The sequence below is a fragment of the Cyclobacterium qasimii M12-11B genome, assembly GCF_000427295.1.
In the GTDB taxonomy this organism is placed as follows: Bacteria; Bacteroidota; Bacteroidia; order Cytophagales; family Cyclobacteriaceae; genus Cyclobacterium; species Cyclobacterium qasimii.
The window spans coordinates 24,465-42,634 of sequence record NZ_ATNM01000066.1 but is presented as its reverse complement, the minus strand read 5'-3'; the positions used below and the strand labels follow the sequence as shown (position 1 = coordinate 42,634).

16 protein-coding genes, 2 tRNA genes and 1 pseudogene are annotated in these 18,170 nt (G+C 37.7%); 11 read left to right on the top strand and 8 right to left on the bottom strand.

Annotated elements, in window-relative coordinates:
• Positions 1–6 precede the first annotated feature (6 nt).
• Both ADICYQ_RS06880 and ADICYQ_RS06875 read right to left on the bottom strand, forming a co-directional pair.
• Positions 7–82: transfer RNA gene (locus ADICYQ_RS06880), tRNA-Lys, on the bottom strand.
• Between the two features lie 56 nt (positions 83–138).
• Positions 139–212 (bottom strand) — tRNA-Arg (locus ADICYQ_RS06875).
• 159 nt (positions 213–371) lie between these two features.
• Between ADICYQ_RS06875 and ADICYQ_RS06870 the strand changes: the two genes are divergently transcribed.
• The gene (locus ADICYQ_RS06870) at positions 372–1,826 is read left to right on the top strand and encodes a DUF294 nucleotidyltransferase-like domain-containing protein (RefSeq protein ID WP_020893428.1); all 1,455 of its coding nucleotides are present in this window, start codon (positions 372–374) and stop codon (positions 1,824–1,826) included.
• Positions 1,827–2,037: 211 nt separating this feature from the next.
• Positions 2,038–3,369 carry an MATE family efflux transporter gene (locus ADICYQ_RS06865; protein WP_020893427.1) on the top strand — a complete coding sequence of 444 codons (1,332 nt, stop codon included), beginning with the start codon at positions 2,038–2,040 and terminating at the stop codon, positions 3,367–3,369.
• Positions 3,370–3,371: 2 nt separating this feature from the next.
• Here the strand turns inward: ADICYQ_RS06865 and ADICYQ_RS06860 are convergent, their stop codons facing one another.
• Positions 3,372–4,307 (bottom strand): endonuclease/exonuclease/phosphatase family protein, encoded by a 936-nt coding sequence (locus ADICYQ_RS06860; RefSeq protein ID WP_040414924.1) that lies wholly within the window; start codon positions 4,305–4,307, stop codon positions 3,372–3,374.
• 374 nt (positions 4,308–4,681) lie between these two features.
• On the opposite strand from ADICYQ_RS06860, the gene ADICYQ_RS06855 reads away from it, so the two are divergent.
• From ADICYQ_RS06855 to ADICYQ_RS06845, 3 genes are all read left to right on the top strand, one after another.
• Positions 4,682–5,629 carry a sensor histidine kinase gene (locus tag ADICYQ_RS06855; protein ID WP_020893425.1) on the top strand — a complete coding sequence of 316 codons (948 nt, stop codon included), beginning with the start codon at positions 4,682–4,684 and terminating at the stop codon, positions 5,627–5,629.
• Positions 5,630–6,093: 464 nt separating this feature from the next.
• A complete protein-coding gene (locus ADICYQ_RS06850) occupies positions 6,094–6,525 on the top strand; it encodes a response regulator (protein ID WP_020893423.1) in 432 nt (143 codons plus the stop codon).
• Between the two features lie 4 nt (positions 6,526–6,529).
• Entirely contained in the window at positions 6,530–7,540 is a 1,011-nt protein-coding gene (locus ADICYQ_RS06845; protein ID WP_020893422.1) for a response regulator, read from the top strand.
• 8 nt (positions 7,541–7,548) lie between these two features.
• On the opposite strand, the gene ADICYQ_RS06840 is transcribed toward ADICYQ_RS06845, so the two are convergent.
• Positions 7,549–8,049 (bottom strand): GNAT family N-acetyltransferase, encoded by a 501-nt coding sequence (locus ADICYQ_RS06840; RefSeq protein ID WP_020893421.1) that lies wholly within the window; start codon positions 8,047–8,049, stop codon positions 7,549–7,551.
• A gap of 213 nt (positions 8,050–8,262) precedes the next feature.
• Positions 8,263–9,065: pseudogene (locus ADICYQ_RS06835) on the bottom strand (exonuclease domain-containing protein).
• 755 nt (positions 9,066–9,820) lie between these two features.
• Between ADICYQ_RS06835 and dnaB the strand changes: the two are divergent.
• A complete protein-coding gene (gene dnaB, locus ADICYQ_RS06830; RefSeq protein WP_020893417.1) occupies positions 9,821–11,401 on the top strand; it encodes a replicative DNA helicase in 1,581 nt (526 codons plus the stop codon).
• A 62-nt stretch (positions 11,402–11,463) separates the two neighbouring features.
• Here the strand turns inward: dnaB and ADICYQ_RS06825 are convergent, their stop codons facing one another.
• Positions 11,464–11,790, bottom strand: a complete 327-nt coding sequence (locus tag ADICYQ_RS06825; RefSeq protein ID WP_020893416.1) for a hypothetical protein — start codon at positions 11,788–11,790, stop codon at positions 11,464–11,466.
• A gap of 59 nt (positions 11,791–11,849) precedes the next feature.
• On the opposite strand from ADICYQ_RS06825, the gene ADICYQ_RS06820 reads away from it, so the two are divergent.
• From ADICYQ_RS06820 to ADICYQ_RS06805, 4 genes are all read left to right on the top strand, one after another.
• A complete protein-coding gene (locus tag ADICYQ_RS06820) occupies positions 11,850–12,581 on the top strand; it encodes an electron transfer flavoprotein subunit beta/FixA family protein (RefSeq protein WP_020893415.1) in 732 nt (243 codons plus the stop codon).
• An 11-nt stretch (positions 12,582–12,592) separates the two neighbouring features.
• Positions 12,593–13,558, top strand: a complete 966-nt coding sequence (locus ADICYQ_RS06815; protein ID WP_020893414.1) for an electron transfer flavoprotein subunit alpha/FixB family protein — start codon at positions 12,593–12,595, stop codon at positions 13,556–13,558.
• Between the two features lie 6 nt (positions 13,559–13,564).
• On the top strand, positions 13,565–14,179 hold the full coding sequence (locus ADICYQ_RS06810) for a bifunctional nuclease family protein (protein WP_020893413.1): 615 nt from the start codon (positions 13,565–13,567) through the stop codon (positions 14,177–14,179).
• A 202-nt stretch (positions 14,180–14,381) separates the two neighbouring features.
• Positions 14,382–15,665 (top strand): NupC/NupG family nucleoside CNT transporter, encoded by a 1,284-nt coding sequence (locus ADICYQ_RS06805; protein WP_040414921.1) that lies wholly within the window; start codon positions 14,382–14,384, stop codon positions 15,663–15,665.
• A 35-nt stretch (positions 15,666–15,700) separates the two neighbouring features.
• Here ADICYQ_RS06805 and ADICYQ_RS06800 read toward each other — a convergent pair whose 3' ends face one another.
• A complete protein-coding gene (locus tag ADICYQ_RS06800) occupies positions 15,701–16,135 on the bottom strand; it encodes a peptidylprolyl isomerase (RefSeq protein ID WP_020893411.1) in 435 nt (144 codons plus the stop codon).
• 211 nt (positions 16,136–16,346) lie between these two features.
• Between ADICYQ_RS06800 and ADICYQ_RS06795 the strand changes: the two genes are divergently transcribed.
• Complete coding sequence (locus tag ADICYQ_RS06795; RefSeq protein ID WP_373866572.1) at positions 16,347–17,846, top strand: peptide MFS transporter; 1,500 nt, start codon at positions 16,347–16,349, stop codon at positions 17,844–17,846.
• Between the two features lie 165 nt (positions 17,847–18,011).
• Here the strand turns inward: ADICYQ_RS06795 and ADICYQ_RS27610 are convergent, their stop codons facing one another.
• Positions 18,012–18,158, bottom strand: coding sequence for a hypothetical protein (locus ADICYQ_RS27610; RefSeq protein ID WP_020893409.1), 147 nt, complete (start codon positions 18,156–18,158; stop codon positions 18,012–18,014).
• Between the last annotated feature and the right edge of the window lie 12 nt (positions 18,159–18,170).

The window sequence follows — 18,170 nt, the reverse complement described above, 5'->3', positions numbered from 1 at the left end:
TTTTTTTGGTGATCCCGCTGGGGTTCGAACCCAGGACCCTAACATTAAAAGTGTTATGCTCTACCAGCTGAGCTACAGAATCGGTAATTAATTCAAAAGTAACTTTTACCCTTGATTCTTTTGAAAATTTTAACATTGTGATCCTGTCAGGACTCGAACCTGAAACCTACTGCTTAGAAGGCAGTTGCTCTATCCAGTTGAGCTACAGGACCTTTTTTTGTTAAAAAGAAACAGGCTTTTCAGCCCGTTTCTCTGTGCTTTTTCAAAAGCTTGTGCAAATGTAAGGTAGTTTTTTCTAATTGCAAACAGTTATTCAAAAATACTTTTCTTTTCTTCAAAATGATTGGTGATCTTTGTAAAAAAAAACGCCCATGGTTCCGGAGCATTTGTCGCCCATCGATGATTTTTACATTAAAACATTAAGTGAGATTACGCTTAAAAAAGTGCTTTTCTGCAAACCTGATACTCCAGTCTTCAAGGCGGCTCAAATCATGAGGGATGAGAAATCCAGCTGTTTATTTGTGGGAAACAATTTAGAAGAGATTCAAGGAGTGGTCACTGACATTACATTACGGGACAATGTGATGGCAATAGAAGGATCCTTAGAAAGTCCGATAAAAGAGATCATGGATACTAAATTAGTTTCTATCTCTAAAGAGGCATTGGTGTACGAAGCGCTATTGCTTATGTTTAGAACCAAAACGCGTTATTTACTGGTAGAAGATGCAGGTCATTTTGTAGGCGTTACTAGCCGAAACAAAATATTAACTGTTCAGTCACTTTCGCCTTTTGTGTTTATTCAGTCCGTAAAGCAAGCACTTGATGAAGCGGAATTGAAATCAAAGTGGGAACAGGTTCCAGGCATGGTGGAGCAGATGATTCAAAGGGGAGTAAGGTCTGAGATTATAAACCAAGTTATCTCAGCGATAGCAGATATCATCACCTTGAGGGTAATAGAGCAAGTCATCAAGAAAAAGGGACAGCCACCTGCCAGCTTTGTTTTCTTTGTATTGGGGAGCGAAGGAAGAAAGGAACAATCGCTTAAAACAGACCAGGACAATGCAATCATTTATGAAGACAAAGCCAATGAGCATAGGGAATTAGTGCGAGATTATTTTCTTGATTTTGCCAAAACGGTTTCTGATCACTTAAATGAAATAGGCTTTGATTATTGTAAAGGTGGATTCATGGCCAGTAATTCTAAGTGGACCCATTCCTTGTCTCACTGGAAGAAAAATTATGCGGCATGGTTTCAGGAATCATCCATGGAAACCGTGTTGAGTTATGGTACTTTCTTTGATTGTAGACCCATTTATGGTGATTTTTCTTTATTGGATAGCCTGAAGTCTTTTATGGACGAGCAGTTACATTTTCCCCTTGAAAGGTTTTTCTTTAACATGGCGCAAAATGCGCTTCAATATGATACCCAGTTGACCTGGTTAAAGAATATAAAAACTTTTAAAGTAGATCAGGAGGAGGTTTTTGACATTAAGCGTGCAATGACTCCAATGGTAAATGCCATGAGACTTTATGCTTTGGCCAATAGGGTTTTTGAAACCAATACTGGGAAAAGGTTGCAAATTTTAACTGAACTTAAAGTTTTTAGCCCTAGAGAATCCAAAGAGTTGTATCAAGCTTATTATTACCTAATGGGGCTTCGCTTGGAAAAGCAGGCTGCAGCGATTATAAATGAAGGAAACCCACCCTTAAATTATATAAAAATAAGTCAACTTACCCAGGTGCAGATGGTTACTATCAAAGAAATATTCAAAGTAATCAGAGACCTTCAACTAAAACTCAAAATAAAATTCACGAAGTCTTTTTAATGGGTTTTTTGTAAATGCATTTAGTACCTTTTTAGGAAGCGCATTGTAGGTTTAAATTTTAAATTCAAGATTGATACCGTTGGGGGAAGAAGGTTTTAAATTAGCAATTGTAGCCCTGCAATTGGAATAGATTTACAATAATCAAAGTTGAGAAAGTTTATTAAGCTAAACATTTTGCCAATTGGGTCGTTCCTAGGGGTATCACATTTTTATGGAAAACAAAAACCATTCATTCGGTCAAGCCCCAATCGGTAAGTTATTACTTCAACAAGCACTCCCAGCAGCAGTAGGGATATTGGTATTGTCTATTTACGGAATCGTAGATACTATTTTTGTGGGGCGATACGTCGGTTCTCTAGGGATAGCCACTGTCACTGTGGTATTACCTATTTCTTTTTTAATCGCAAGCATAGGCATGTCTATAGGGGTAGGAGGGGCATCTATTATTTCGCGTGCCTTTGGAGATTCAGATGATGAAAGGGCCTTCAATACCTTTGGAAATCAAATTGGGATGACCCTTACTTTGGCACTTTTGTTTGTAGCCATAGGGTATGTTTTTTCGGAGGAGATTTTAAAATTATTTGGAGGGAAAGGTGATGTGCTTGAACCGGCTAAAGATTACTTTAGTATCATTTTAATAGGAATTCCATTTATGGCCTGGGCCATGATGTGTAACAATGTGATACGGGCAGAAGGTTATCCTAAAGTGGCCATGTATATATTAATCGTCCCTGCTGTTTTTAATATTGTCTTGGATCCCATTTTGATTGTGTGGTTTGACATGGGTTTAAAAGGTGCAGCCTGGGCAACTACAATATCTTATATGGCGAGTGCAGGTTATTCGCTATGGTTTTTTGTGTTTGGAAAGTCTTCGATGAAGATGAGTATTGGAAGGATCAAACCCAACTTGAAAATCACTAGTGAGATTGCGTCCCTTGGGGCTGTTACTTTTGCCAGACAGGGCACTGTTAGCATTTTAGCCATCGTTTTAAACAATGAGCTTTTCAAATATGGTGGAGAAATGGGACTTTCTATGTATGGGGTGATCAGTAGGGTGATGATGTTTGCTAATTTCCCTGTTTTGGGTATTACCCAAGGGTTTGTCCCTATAGCAGGCTATAACCACGGTGCAAAATTGCAAAATCGTGTACACGCTACCATTAGACTGGCCCTTAGGTCATCAACACTTGTGGCATTTTTTATTTTTATACTGATATTGATTTTTACAGGCCCTTTGGTGTCTGTGTTTACAGCGGATCAAAACTTAATAAGGGAAAGTATTCCAGCCATGCGGAAATCCTTTTTAGCCACCCCGTTGCTTGCTTTTAGCTTAATCGGAAGTGCTTATTTTCAAGCCGTAGGCAAGGCCAAACCTGCCTTATTATTGGCCCTAAGCAAACAAGGGATATTTCTTATCCCATTGGTTATAATAATGCCAGCCTTATTTGGGTTAGAAGGTATTTGGTACTCATTTCCTTTGGCTGATACTGGCGCCGCCATCATTTCTTATTTCTATTTGAAAAAAGAAACGAAAGCACTATAGTTTTATTTGGTTTTATTATACAAGAAAGAAGCCAGGACAGGGTAGTGGTCTGATAGTATATCAGTAGTCCCCTGGTTCAGTATTTTTGCCGCTAGTAGGGAGGGTTCGAGATTGGAACTTACTAAAATATAATCTATTCTTTTCTTATATTTTTCAAAATCTGATTCAGAGATGTCTTTCCCGACCATGGGTGTTGGAAATGATTTTTTCTCCCCGTCAGAATTTTTTTTCTGAACAGTGTCGATTAGTGGTAGGGAAAGAAACCTTGAAATTACACTGTAATCTATTGTTCCATCCCTTAACGTTTGGTAAGCTTTAGGCCCTTTCTGAACAATCCTCAAACTGTCAGAAAGCTGACTTCTTTTTAAGGAAAAAGGATTTTCATTGTCGAATTCCGCATCGAAAGGGGAGTGGGAATTGAAATCCCCGAGAATCATCAATTGTTTGTCCGGATTATTGAAAATGCCATTTACTGTATAATCGCAGATCATTTCAGCCTCTCGTCTTCTAAATTCCCAGTCGTGTGGACTTAAGTGGACCACGATAAAATCAATTCCATAAGTTTCTGCATGTAGCATTCCATGCCAAAGGCCACCTTGCATTTTTGTTTTCAAATGGATGGGTTCTTTTGAGGTAATGCCTATTGGGTAGCCGTTTTCTTTTAGCAATACCGAATAGCCATGACCAAATTCATTTGCCCACGTTTTTAAATCTTCAGAGGTGAAATCGTTGAGCTCTTGAAAACCAATAACATCTGGATCTACCTCTTTTAGCCATGCGGTCATTTTTTCTTTCCTTTCGATGTCTTTACCCCAGTCAAAGCCATTCCAAATATTGTAACTCAATACTTTAAGTGTATCTGTTTGTGCGAAAAGCGAATGAGAGGATAGGCAGAAGAAGAGCAATGAGGGGAGTAGCTTAATTAAATGTTTGTGCATCTGAAAAATATTTTTGTTATGGATTGAGAGCTTATTTTTTTAACAGAAAGCTTTAAAATTTAGTGTGGAATCCACAATTGAATAGTGTTTTAAATTTAACGTAAAAACCATGTGAATTCCAATTTCCTATTGTTGTATTATTGTCTTAAACTTTGAGTTTTAAGGTTCTTTTTTAATATGGGTTTTAATTTAAAAGAAAATTCAAGTTAAAGTAAACAGGTGAGAAATACATTGGGTTAAAGGATATCATTACATTTGGTAGAATATTTTTTCTATAAGATTTATTAAGTAGTTATTATAGTTTAGTAATTTGTGCTCTTTATATAAAGAGCAATGTATTGTTGGCAAATAATGATTTTATTTAGCGCATTCGTATGAGGGCAAGCTTTAAAATTACATTCATATATGTTTTAGCAGGATCTATCTGGATTGTATGGAGCAATGAATTTGCTGAGTACTTTTTTGCCAATTACTCTAGAGAAACCATCGATTTTGTTAAATCAATAGACGGTGTAGGATTTGTATTGCTAACTGGGGTCATATTGTATTTCCTAATCCAGAGACAGTACAAGTATTTAGGCGACAAGGTCAAAGAGCTTGAGAAAGTCAATCAAGTCCTTGAAGAAGAGCGTGTCAAGTCTGACAATGCCAAAAAACAATTGGACCAATTTATTCTAGTTGCTTCATTTGATCTGGCTGATCCTGTCAGACAAAGTCATGGATTCTTAGAGCTTTTTATTCGGAAGAATAAAGATAAGCTGCCCCAAAATTCCATTGATTTTTTGCAACTCACGCTGGACAATTTCTTGAAGATAAAGGCGGTATTAAGTGACCTTGTTACATTTTCTCAACTGTCAGAAAACCACCATAAACAGGAATTAGTGAATATGGAAGAGGTTTTTGAAAAAGTTGTTCACCTAAATTCCAAAAAGATAAAGGAAGGAAGCCTGGAATTAAAAATTGAACCCTTGCTTGAAGTGATGGGGGATTACAAGCAGCTTATACAATTATTTGACCAATTGATAGCTAACGCCATTAAATTTAAAGACGCTACAAGGCCATTGAATATCGAAATATCGTCTTCAGTATCGGGTGACTTTTGTACCATGGAGGTGAAGGATAACGGTAGGGGAATACCTGCTGAAAATCTAGAAAGTGTATTTTATATCCTCAAACGATATGATTATGGATTTGTTAAACGTGGATCAGGCATGGGCTTGGCAATTTGCAAAAGGATAGTAGAAGGCTCAGGTGGAAAAATTTGGGTTGAATCTACCTTGGGATTGGGAAGCGTGTTTTATGTGCAACTGAAAAATAAATAGGCTTCATTTTTTCTTTTGGAGCTTACATATCATTCTATTAGTTTGAGAAATGTCACTTTTATTGCTTCGAATTGTGCTCGTATGGTTTTAATGGAGTGCCGGTTTGGCCCTGCTGATTATTTACAGCTGAACCTTAGCATTAACTAAGTTTAAATTTGGTTTTATCCGTCTCTAGAAATGATTTTTGCATCATTCATCCTGCTTGTGTTTCTCCAGTATTTCAGCAGTTGTTTAAATTACAAACCCAATTTTGACCTTTGGTGTCATTGTTTTTCCTTGATATAAAAATTAATTTCAATCTTATAAATAAAATGACAAAATTTATAAATATTCGATTGTTCTGTGTCAGGAGACAAAAAAAATGTACTTTTGATTTTGGTTCTAGAAAGAGTTTTTTCTAAATCAGGGGCTTTGCTTCAGGTTTACTTTATTTGTTTTGCTAGAGTGACCAATTAATTTTAAATATGGATAGGTTAAATATACTTTTAGTTGAAGACAATGAGGGAGATATCTTCCTGATTTCAGAAGCGCTGGAAGAATTAAACTTACCTTTGCAAATTAGCTTCGCAAAAGACGGTAGAGAAGCAATAGAATTTTTAAATACCTGTCAAAGGTATGGTAGTAATCCAACCCCAGACTTGGTGTTATTGGACATAAACCTGCCTTTCAAAAATGGATTAGAGGTTCTTAAATTCATAAAAGAGTCTGATAATCTGAGGCGTTTGCCAGTAATAATGCTGACCACCTCATCTAATCAAAAAGACATAAACGATTCCTATACAAATCACGCCAACAGCTATATCGTTAAGCCTTTTGGTTCAGGTGGGTATCATGAAATCCTTCAAAAAGTTCAACTTTTTTGGTTGTCACTTGTTGAATTGCCTTCCAAAATATAGATAAATGAGTTCAGGAATTGAAGCCTTGAAATTTTTAATAATTGAAGACAACGAAGGGGATTATGTTTTGGTCTCTGAATCAATAGAAGAAAAATTTCCTTTTGCAAAAATCGATTGGGCAAAATCGTATAAGTCAGCCGTAGAAACCATTCCCAATGGTTACGATATCATTTTACTCGACCTAAGTTTAGGTGATATGAGTGGTGAAAATTTAATCAAGGATATTAAAAAGAAAGCGTCTAAGACACCTATTGTAGTCTTGACAGGATATTCAAATAAGGAATTTGCTATAAAAACCATTGGGTTGGGGATGTCTGATTACCTAATAAAAGACGAACTGCAACCTGAAATTTTATTTAAAAGCATTACTTACAGTATTGAAAGGAAAAAGGTTTTTAATGAGTTAGAAGAATCAGAACTCAGGTACAAGGAGCTTTTTCAATTTAATCCCATGCCTATGTGGGTGATGGACCAAAGTACCAGTAAGTTTTTAAATGTAAATGATGCTGCTGTGATGAGCTATGGTTTTTCTTTAGAAGAATTTCTGGAGATGACTATCGCTGATATTCAAATTGAAAATATTGGTTTAATTGATAAAACCTCAAAAATAGAGAAGGGAGACTTTTTGAGCGAAGATGTTGCAGGTACCTTTCTTCATAAAAAGAAGGGTGGAGAGATTATAACTGTCGAGACAAGTTTCAATACCATTAATTATAATGGAGAAAAAGTGAAATTAGTCTTGTCCATTGACGTAACTCACAAGCATGCTCATCTAAAGACTATAGAGAAGCAAAATGGGCGATTAAAAGAAATTTCGTGGGTGCAGTCGCATGTGGTAAGAGCACCTCTTGCCAGGCTTATGGGGTTGATCCACCTGCTAGAAATAATGATAGGTAAGCTAACTGATGATCAAAAGGAGATATTAAACCATATTAACAATTCAGCAGTAGAACTGGATGATGTGATCAGAGATATCAATAACAAAGCCAAAAAAGTCGAAAATATTGACTCTTAACGTACTATTTATAATTTTTTTGTAAACACGTAGTCATCCATTATATAGTCTTGGCCAATTGGAATGATTTCAGCTTTAATCTTTTCGAATCCCCGCTTTTCATAAAATTTTATAGCAGAAGAATTGTATTTGTTTACATTCAAAGTTACTGTTTCAAACCCATTGGATCTACCGTACTCTTCCAGATTATTTAGCAAACCTTTCCCTACTCCTTTGCCTTGAGCGGCTGGAAGAATATATAATTTATGGATTTTAATTTGGGGTTGAATGGGTAATTGGGACTCGTAAGCCATGAATCCTAACGATTGCTTTCCAATTGCAGCAAGCCAGAAAATAATTTTACCACCTTCAATTTGGGAGGTTAGTTCTTGGGTATTGTACATCATTCTCATCATGTAATCCAACTGGGATTGACTTAATATCCCATCAAAAGCAACAGGCCAAGTGGTTTTGGCAATGCTTTGAATCTCTGGAATATCTTGAACTGTGGCTTTGTGAATTTTTAGCATTTTTGATTTACTCTGATGAATGACTATAGTAAACTGAGACCCTATCTGGCATTAATATTTATACTAAAACAAAAGATAAATGTACTAGCAACAGACCTCTGATGACTTGAGCCTATCTTAGGACAGGGGACGAGCTTTTATAAGAAAATCCCTCCTAAAAAGTTATTCAGGAGGGATTGCCTTTGTTAAATACAGGTGTCGCTTTCCGTGAGGTTATAAATTAAAGCCTCTTAACTTCACCTGTGTCAGCTTTCTTTTTGTGTCTAGAGGGAAGTCTCCTTTCATCATCCAGTCGTAATACCCAGGTTCTTCCTTGAGCACCTGGGCAATTGGTTTCCCTTTCTGTTTCCCAAAGTTAAAACACTCTTCTCCTTTATCATTGAAAACAAACCGACCAGCTAAGTCGACCATTTTTTCATTGATCAGGCTATGGATTTTTTTCATGTCATTTTCCATAATCCCAATTTTATTGCCTTGAAGGTCTTCAAGTTCTTGGCCCATGTATCTTTCGATTTGAGATTTGAATACTTCGTAGGTTGCGATGGTATCTGCCTCAGCACTGTGAGCATTCTCTAGCGTCTTGCCACAATAGAATTTATAAGCAGAAGAAAGATTTCTTTTTTCCATCATGAAAAAAATCTTTTGGGCATCCAAAAGGTTTCTTTTTTCAATGTCAAAATCTATTCCTGCTCTTAAAAACTCCTCAACCAATAAGGGTATGTCATATTTTAAGACATTGAACCCGGCAAGATCGGTCCCTTCAAAAAAGCGGAACAATTCCCTTGCCACGTCTTTAAAGGTGGGCGCGTCTACCACATCCTTGTCATATATACCGTGTATAAGTGAAGTTTCTAAGGGGATGGGAACGGTAGGATTGATTTTTAAAGTTTTAATTCCTGTGTTGAATCAGGAAGTATTTTTAAAATTGAAATTTCAACAATTCTGTCCGTAGAAATGTTAATTCCTGTAGCTTCAAGATCAAAAAATGCAATGGGAGTTTTGATATTCAAATCCATTTTATTCGTTTAATTAAGTAATGTGAAAAATTATTTTAAATAAAAATGTTCGGGAAAACCGCTGCATAAGGCAGTATTTTATAGGTATAAAATAGGTTAATTCTCCCTGGGCAATTATCGGTGCAAATATAGTAATTTTTTAAGCATTTAGATTTGGAAGTTTTAAATGATAGGTATTTTGGCTTCTGTTTTTAGATTTAACTTAAGTTTACGAATAATTATTGTTAAGTTATCTAACGCTTTGAACATCAAATCATCCAAGTGGATAAGAGGTTGACCTCCTTTATTTGTTCTTTTGGTAATTAGCCAGAAATCTATTCGGTTTTTGATTCTGACCAATACTTGTAGGAGATAACGTAGGCTTGAGAAATTCAGATAGCTGTAGGCAATACTATTCTTATTAATTACTTAAAGTTTTGTCCTTAAGTGGGCATCAAATCTTTAGTGTAGCAGTATGTATTCTCAGCGCTATTTATAAAATGCTTGAGGTATTGAAATGGCATGGTGGGAGTAAGTGATTTGAGGTTTGTTGAACTTCATTTCAAAAAACTTACTTATATAACTATGGAATAAAAATTGGGATTTTCAGGGAAAAGCTGATTGGTAAATTAGCGAGAAATATTTTCTGGAAATTTTGATAAAAAAGAAATACAAATACGCCTAATTGGTTGTTTAAGTAGGTGTTAGAGAAATGTGGATAAGATAGTGCATAAAATGTTTAAAACCTTTGATTTTAATAGGGTACTTTTGTTTATATGTCAGACAATAATAGCAATAGATCAGAGCGCAAAACAAGCAATAGAAGGCGGCCAAATGAATCGTTTTCTGCTTTAGGGAAATTGCCACCTCAAGCCATTGATATGGAAGAGGCGGTATTGGGTGCCTTAATGCTTGAAAAGGATGCCCTGACTACTGTAGTTGATATATTGTCTCCAGGTAGCTTCTACAGAGACTCACATAGTTTGATCTTTGAGGCAATTCTTGACCTTTTTAATGCTGGAGAGCCTGTAGACTTACTTACTGTCGTTAACCAACTCAGGAAAAATGGGAGTTTGGAATTGGCTGGAGGAGTGATTTATATCACTGAATTAACCTCTAAGGTCTCTTCTGCTTCCAATATTGAATACCATGCGAGAGTCATCACCGAACAGGCGATGAAGCGTGATATGATTAAAATTTCCTCAGAGATTCAAAAAGAAGCCTTTGAAGATACCACAGATGTTTTTGAGTTATTGGATAAGATGGAGCAGTCTTTGTTTGAGATCTCTGAAAATAATATAAAGAAAAACTATGTCGATATGCGCTCAATTATGCGTGAGGCCATAGTTGAACTTGAAGGTAAAAAAGGGCAAAAAGATGGGCTTACAGGTGTTCCATCAGGATTTACTGCACTGGACAGAGTGACATCGGGATGGCAAAAGTCTGACCTTGTAATTATAGCTGCCAGACCTGCAATGGGTAAAACAGCCTTTGTGCTTTCAGTACTCCGAAATGCTGCTGTAGACCATGACAGACCAGTAGCCATCTTCTCTCTAGAAATGTCAGCCATTCAGCTGGTCAATCGTTTGATTAGTTCGGAAGCTGAATTGGATTCTGAAAAAATAAAGAAAGGAAATCTTGCCGATTACGAATGGCAACAATTAATACACAAAACAGGTAAGCTCACATCTGCACCATTTTTTGTGGATGATACACCCGCTTTATCCATTCTGGAATTAAGGGCCAAATGTCGAAGACTAAAGGCTCAGAATGACATTCAAATGATTGTAATTGATTATCTTCAATTGATGTCTGGCGACAGTAAAGGGGGCGGAGGTAACCGTGAACAAGAAATTTCAAGTATTTCCAGGGCTTTGAAACAGATTGCCAAAGAGTTAAGTGTTCCGGTGATTGCACTTTCCCAGTTGTCAAGGGCGGTAGAAACAAGGGGCGGCGATAAAAGGCCTCAGTTATCCGATTTGAGGGAGTCTGGAGCCATAGAGCAAGATGCGGATATTGTAATGTTCCTTTATCGTCCAGAGTATTATGGTATTACTGAAGATGAAGATGGGAATAATACTGCAGGTGTTGGAGAAGTAATCATTGCCAAACATAGAAATGGATCACTTGAAAATGTTAAACTGAGGTTTATTGGTAAATACACCAAGTTTACTGATTTGGAAATAAATGTGCCTTACCAACAGCCTCAAGAAGCGCTTTATGGCAGTCGTTTTCCAAGCAATGCCACAGGGAAAGGTTTTGATGAGGAAGGAATGGTAAGAATGGGCAGCAAAGCAAATGGTGATCAAGGAGGAGAAAATCCTTTTCCAGGTGGCAATGAACCGGCGCCATTTTAACCGAAAGGGGTTAGGGGAATTCTTATAGCGGTAAATATAAGGCTTATTGCAAAGTATAGGGTTTAATCATTTTCAAATTGAAAATTTAGATAAGCATTTTCCAATTCCTTTTTAGCATGTAAATTGTTTTGAGTTTTGGCCAATTCTATGCCTTCAGAAAAGATTTTATCCGTTTTTTGCAAATGTTCCTCATTTGCAAAAAACAAAGCAGCATGATAATAAGTAGGGAGATAGTCTTTATGTTCTATTAATAGTTTGTTAAAATAAAAAGAAGCCTTTTCTTTGTCTTGATTTTGGTATTCCAAAGCCAAAGCATAAAGGTTAAAAGGGTCATTAGGTTCTTTTTCTATGTAATTTAGGAGTTCTTTTACCCTGTCAAGATGTTTCATGCTCGTGGAATTAATTTGCTTAATCGTTTTATTTTAATGACAAATTTAAATAAAAATTCATGAAAATATTGGTTTGTATCACACATGTACCTGATACCACTTCAAAGATTCAATTTACTGATAACAATACCAAGTTGGATAAAAATGGAGTTCAATTCATTATAGGGCCATATGACGATTATGCATTGGCGCGAGCTGTAGAGTTAAAAGCTGAAAATAATGGAAGTATCACGGTTCTTAATGTAGGAGAAGCGGAAACGGAGCCAACCCTTCGCAAAGCCTTGGCTATAGGAGCTGATGAGGCCGTTAGAATAAATGCATTTCCTAAGGATGCCCATTTTGTTGCCAAACAAATTGCAGCTTTTTCAAAAGACAATGGCTATGATTTAATTCTTATGGGAAGAGAATCCATTGATTTTAATGGAGGAATGGTTCATGGCATGGTAGGCGAATTACTTGGTATGCCTTCCATATCACCTGTTATGAAATTAGAGATCGAAGGAGGTAAAGGTAAACTTTCCAGGGAAATAGAGGGTGGTAAAGAATTTATCGAGGTAGATTTACCCTTTGTTGCTGGTTGTCAAGAGCCTATTGCGGAATGGAAAATTCCTAATATGCGCGGAATCATGTCTGCTAGAACGAAGCCACTCACCGTAAAGGATCCTGTGGAAGATTCGGCTCCAACAGCTGTGAAATCCTATGAGCTGCCGCCAGCCAAAGGAGCTGTTAAGCTTGTTGACAATGTAGATCAACTGGTAGATTTATTGAAAAACGACGCCAAAATTCTTTAAACAAAATTAGCATGTCAATATTAGTATATATAGAACAAGATCAAGGCAAAATTAAGAGTTCTTCTTTGGAGGCTGTATCTTATGCTGCAGGACTTGCCCAATTACAAGGAGTGAAGGTCAATGTTATAGGCCTGGGATCTATAGCGAGTGATGGCTGGGATCAGGTTGGTCTTGCTGGAGCCAATGCTATCTTTCATTTGGAAGACAAACGTTTGGACCAAGGGGTAATACAGGCGCATGCAGATGCTATCGCACAGGTATTTGATAAGGTTGGTGCTTCCATACTCGTTTTGGCTAAATCTTCCTTAGGAGATGCCGTTGCTGCAAGGTTAGCGATTAAACTTGATGCAGGACTTGTTTCCAACGTGGTTGGGTTGCCTGACTTAAGCAATGGGTTTGTGGTTAGACGTAGCATTTTCACTGGAAAGGCTTTTGCAGAAACTGCCATAAGCGCTGACAAGAAAATCCTGGCTGTTAAAAAGAATATCTATCCTATCAAGACAGATGGTGAAGTTATAAAGGTAGAATCCTTGGATTTGACCATTTCAGATGAAAATTTTGTAGCCAAAATAACTGGAGCAGAAAAGGCCGAAGGAGAAATTTTATTGCCGGAAGCAGATGTGGTTGTATCTGGAGGAAGAGGGCTTAAAGGGCCTGAAAACTGGGGTATGATTGAGGAACTAGCAGACAGTTTACATGCTGCAAAAGGTTGTTCTAAACCAGTTTCTGATTTAGGCTGGCGCCCACATCATGAACATGTTGGACAAACCGGTGTAAAAGTGGCGCCTACCTTGTATATTGCCATAGCGATATCAGGTGCTATTCAACACCTTGCAGGAGTAAATGCTTCGAAGTATATTGTAGTCATAAATAATGATCCGGATGCACCTTTCTTTAAGGCAGCAGATTATGGGATCGTAGGTGATGCTTTTGATGTGGTTCCTAAATTGACACAAGCAATTAAAGCATTAAAATAATTAATCGTGGACAATACAGTTGAGTTAGAAATCTTGGGGCTATCTTCCAATAGCACACAGTCTGGTTCTTTTACCCTGGTTTTGGGTGAATCGGAAGGTAAACGTAAGTTGCCTATAGTTATTGGAATGTTTGAGGCCCAGGCCATAGCTATTGAAATAGAGAAGATTATACCAAACAGGCCAATGACACATGACCTGTTTAAGTCATTTTCTTCTAATTTTGAGTTTTCAATAGATCATATTCTGATATCAGATATGAGAGAAGGAGTGTTTTATGCTAAAATCATGTGCAAAAATTCCTTTAAGAAGGTAGAGATTGATGCCAGACCATCAGATGCTATTGCTATTGCAGTAAGATTTGATGCGCCGATATTTTGTGCCAACTCGGTCATGTCGGAAGCTGCCATAGAATTTTCAGAGGAGGATGAGAAAAGAGAACAGGAGGCCTCTGGTATTTCTAAATCGGGTAAGGGTAAATCTTCCGAGCGTGGTAAATCTCAGGAAGCATCACTCAAAGACTTTAGCTTGGACAAGCTCAATCAAATGCTTGACAAGGCAATTGGAAATGAAGATTATGAAAAAGCTGCCAGGTTAAGGGATGAAATTAACCGAAGAAATTGAAAGGGACGTTTGATTTTCAAATCAGCCCGTAACAATTTTGATTTAAGCTTTTCAAATTATATAAGTAGTCTTGTTGAATTGGTATTCGTTTAACCCATAAGGGTGATTTAAACGCGGAATTTGCTGTTTCTATTTTAATGCATAGTGATTAATACAAAATGATTCCTATTAAAAAATCCAGGATATAAAAACACATGCTTAAATGGACTACTTAAGGGGATTTTTTGGGATCTTAGTACTGGTGATTTTTGCCACAATTTTTTCGTCAAATAGGAAACTCATTGACTGGAGATTGGTAGGAATCGGCATTCTATTGCAGGCTATTTTTGGTATTTTGATTACTAAAGTTAGCTTTGTTGCAAGTGTTTTTTCACAGGTTAGTGCTGGATTTGTTAAGTTTCTGAGTTTTTCTGAGCAAGGAGCCCAATTTATATTTGGCGATTTGGCAACGAATTCCTTTGGTTTTATTTTCGCCTTTCAGGTGTTGCCGACAATTATCTTTTTTTCCACTGTTTCAGCGGGTTTATATTATTTAGGAGTTCTTCAAAAAGTTGTTTTCGGCATTGCTTGGATAATGTCTCGGACCATGAGGCTTTCAGGTCCTGAAAGCTTGTCTGCTGCTGGCAATATTTTCTTGGGACAGACCGAAGCACCCTTATTGGTAAAGCCATTTATCCCCACAATGTCCAGGTCAGAACTGATGTGTCTGATGACGGGTGGGATGGCCACTATAGCCGGAGGCGTATTGGCGGGATATGTAGCCTTTCTAGGAGGCGATGACCCTGTTGAAAAGACCCGATTTGCTACCTACCTATTGGGGGCAAGCATAATGAATGCACCTGCGGCAATAGTTATTTCAAAAATTATAATTCCTGAAGAAAAGGATCGGAAAATAGATGCCCATTTGGATATAAGTGGTGAAGTTCCCGATGTAAATCTAATAGATGCCATGTCGCGAGGTGCATCTGAAGGACTTAGACTTGCCTTAAATGTTGGTGCGATGCTCTTGGCTTTTATCGCAGTAATAGCAGCGTTGAATTATTTATTGTCTGGTATTATCGGGGAATTTCTAGGTTTGAACTCCCTTGTGGTAAGCAGTACCAATGGTACCTTTTCAGGCTTTTCATTAGAGTACCTGCTAGGTCAGGTCTTCAGGCTTTTTGCCTGGGTGATAGGAGTAGAGTGGAAAGATACGCTTGCAGTAGGGTCGTTATTAGGTCAAAAAACTGTCATCAATGAATTTGTAGCTTACCTGGGCTTGGCGGACATGAAAGCAGCCGGCACACTTTCCCCAAAATCAATTGTTATTGCTACTTATGCGCTTTGTGGCTTTTCCAACTTTAGCTCAATCGCCATTCAGGTAGGAGGGATAGGTAGTATAGCGCCCGGGCAACAGGGAAATTTATCAAGGCTAGGGATGCGTGCATTGTTAGCAGCTACCATAGCCTGTTTAATGACAGCCACCATTGCCGGGGCACTTTTTTAATGTTCTGATTGAATCAGAAAAGGGATTTGTGAAAATTAATCGTTGATCACAATTTTGACGATTTTATCCCCTTGTTTGATCTGATCGACAAGTTCTAATCCTTCAGTCACTTTTCCGAAACAAGTATGATTCCTATCCAGGTGTTGCGTGTTTTCTCTGTTGTGACAGATAAAAAACTGAGAACCGCCAGTATTTCTACCTGCATGTGCCATAGAAAGAACACCTTTGTCATGATACTGAAGTTCGCCGTCTAACTCACAATCAATTGTGTATCCAGGGCCACCAGTTCCATTGCCTTTAGGACAACCACCTTGAATCATAAAGTTTGGGATTACACGGTGAAAGCTAAGTCCATCGTAAAACCCTTTGTTAGCTAAATCAATAAAATTTGCCACTGCCTTAGGTGCATCCTGATCGTAAAATTCAACTTTCAAAATGCCCTTATCTGTATGAATTTCTCCTGTTTTCATAAAGCTATAGTTTGTTTTTTTGCAATAATACAGAAATTATGGTAGTATCATGCAATATTTCGGCCCATAAGCCATAAAGGGATATAATTTTATTAGGTATTTAAATGATTCGCTTTTGAAAAAAGAAGACCAATTTTTAGGCAAGCACAATGCTCCTAAGGGAAATTTGGAAATTACGGGTCCACAATTGTTTGGACATCCTAAAGGGTTAATGACTCTTTTTTTTACTGAGATGTGGGAAAGGTTCAGTTATTATGGAATGCGGGCATTGCTTATTCTATTTATGACAGCCCCCATTGCCACCGGAGGACTTGGTTTTGACGACCAGACTTCAGGTGCCATTTATGGATTATACTCCATGTTTGTTTATCTTTTGGCACTTCCTGGAGGATGGATTGCAGATCGAATTATAGGGCTTAAAAAGTCCGTTTGGTACGGCGGGATCATCATTACTCTAGGGCACTTTACCATGGCCTTGCCAGGATTATTGGCTTTGATTTCAGGCAATCATGAACCTAAGGGCGATCTCTCAGGCGTAGATCTTTATTCTTTTTTTCTGGGACTAATTTTAATTGTATTAGGTACAGGACTATTAAAGCCCAACATAAGTTCTATTGTGGGGCAATTGTATCCTGAAAATAGCTCGAAAAGAGATGCGGGTTTCTCTATTTTCTATATGGGTATCAATGTAGGTGCCTTCTTAGCACCTATTGCATGCAGTACGCTAGCTATCTATGATTGGCATTTGGGGTTCGGGTTGGCCGGCTTTGGGATGCTGATGGGCTTGATTCAATATAAGTTGACAGGGAAATACCTAGAAGGGGTAGGCGATCCCGTTTTGCCAGCAAATGAAAAGGAAAGCAAGCAACGAAGTAAATTAATTAAAGGAGTTTGGATAGCATTGGCATTAATCGGAGTGATTATTTCCCTCTTTTTTCTGGGCGTTTTTTCCATTGACCCAGTTGGAGTGGCTGCCATTTCCAATACACTTATTGGAATTGTAGCCTTGTCGTTCTTTTTGTATGTTTTGTTTTTAGGCGGATTATCACCTGACGAAAAGAAAAAAGTACTTGTGGTGATGATTCTGTTTGTCTTTTCATCCATTTTTTGGTCTGGATTTGAACAAGCTGGGTCGTCCTTAAACTTATTCGCTGATAGATTCACCGATAGGAAAGTTCTTGGATGGGAGATACCTGCAGGATACTTTCAATCCATCAATAGTATTTTTATAATTCTATTGGCACCCTTTTTCGGAGCCATGTGGGTTGCCTTAGCAAAAAGAAATTTGGAACCAAGTTCACCGCTAAAATTCGCTTTTGGGTTAGTGTTGTTGGGCATGGGTTTTTTGGTCATGTATTTTGCCGCCAAGATCGCAGCATCGGGTGATTTGGCTGCGCCATCCTGGCTTGTAATCACGTATCTCTTCCATACTTTCGGAGAGCTTAGTCTTAGTCCTGTTGGTTTAAGTTTAACGACCAAGTTGGCACCTAAGAAATTTGTTGGCCAAATGATGGGTATGTGGTTTCTGTCCATTGCCATGGGAAGCCTTATTGCAGGAAGGGTTGCAGGAGGTGTTAGTGGAGGCACTGCTGAAGCTTTGTCCCAAATGCCTAATCAGTACTTGCTGATTGTTTATATTGTGGTAGGAGCAGGCGCTGTGTTAATGGTCTTGGCCAAGCCTATACGTAAATTAATGGGGAATGTGCATTGACCTTTTTAATTCCATTTCAGAGATTAGCTCACCTAATTCTTATTGAAAAATAAAAAGTGACAATTGGAAAGGGGCTGCCGCCCAATTTAAAAGCAGAGAATTCGAAAAAAATATAGACCTATTGTGTAAAATGAAAAAAGCTGGCAATTAATTGCCAGCTTTTTTTTAGTCTTTTTTGCTATCTTTCTTAAAAACAGAGCTCCTGAAGTCAACAGCAGTAATTCCTGCTCCTAAACCTACCAAAATTGCAACGATCAACCAGAAAGTCTGAGCTCCAGATGCTATAGGGGCACTAAATATATCTAATAACATGATGTGATGGTT

Excerpts from the sequence above, each read along its gene's own strand:
- ADICYQ_RS27610 (WP_020893409.1), bottom strand. The coding sequence starts at position 18,158 with ATGTTATTAGATATATTTAGTGCCCCTATAGCATCTGGAGCTCAGACT.
- ADICYQ_RS06805 (WP_040414921.1), top strand. The coding sequence starts at position 14,382 with ATGGACTACTTAAGGGGATTTTTTGGGATCTTAGTACTGGTGATTTTT.
- ADICYQ_RS06825 (WP_020893416.1), bottom strand. The coding sequence starts at position 11,790 with ATGAAACATCTTGACAGGGTAAAAGAACTCCTAAATTACATAGAAAAA.
- ADICYQ_RS06820 (WP_020893415.1), top strand. The coding sequence starts at position 11,850 with ATGAAAATATTGGTTTGTATCACACATGTACCTGATACCACTTCAAAG.
- ADICYQ_RS06855 (WP_020893425.1), top strand. The coding sequence starts at position 4,682 with ATGAGGGCAAGCTTTAAAATTACATTCATATATGTTTTAGCAGGATCT.
- ADICYQ_RS06860 (WP_040414924.1), bottom strand. The coding sequence starts at position 4,307 with ATGCACAAACATTTAATTAAGCTACTCCCCTCATTGCTCTTCTTCTGC.
- ADICYQ_RS06845 (WP_020893422.1), top strand. The coding sequence starts at position 6,530 with ATGAGTTCAGGAATTGAAGCCTTGAAATTTTTAATAATTGAAGACAAC.
- ADICYQ_RS06795 (WP_373866572.1), top strand. The coding sequence starts at position 16,347 with ATGACTCTTTTTTTTACTGAGATGTGGGAAAGGTTCAGTTATTATGGA.
- ADICYQ_RS06850 (WP_020893423.1), top strand. The coding sequence starts at position 6,094 with ATGGATAGGTTAAATATACTTTTAGTTGAAGACAATGAGGGAGATATC.
- ADICYQ_RS06815 (WP_020893414.1), top strand. The coding sequence starts at position 12,593 with ATGTCAATATTAGTATATATAGAACAAGATCAAGGCAAAATTAAGAGT.
- dnaB (WP_020893417.1), top strand. The coding sequence starts at position 9,821 with ATGTCAGACAATAATAGCAATAGATCAGAGCGCAAAACAAGCAATAGA.
- ADICYQ_RS06840 (WP_020893421.1), bottom strand. The coding sequence starts at position 8,049 with ATGCTAAAAATTCACAAAGCCACAGTTCAAGATATTCCAGAGATTCAA.
- ADICYQ_RS06800 (WP_020893411.1), bottom strand. The coding sequence starts at position 16,135 with ATGAAAACAGGAGAAATTCATACAGATAAGGGCATTTTGAAAGTTGAA.
- ADICYQ_RS06865 (WP_020893427.1), top strand. The coding sequence starts at position 2,038 with ATGGAAAACAAAAACCATTCATTCGGTCAAGCCCCAATCGGTAAGTTA.
- ADICYQ_RS06870 (WP_020893428.1), top strand. The coding sequence starts at position 372 with ATGGTTCCGGAGCATTTGTCGCCCATCGATGATTTTTACATTAAAACA.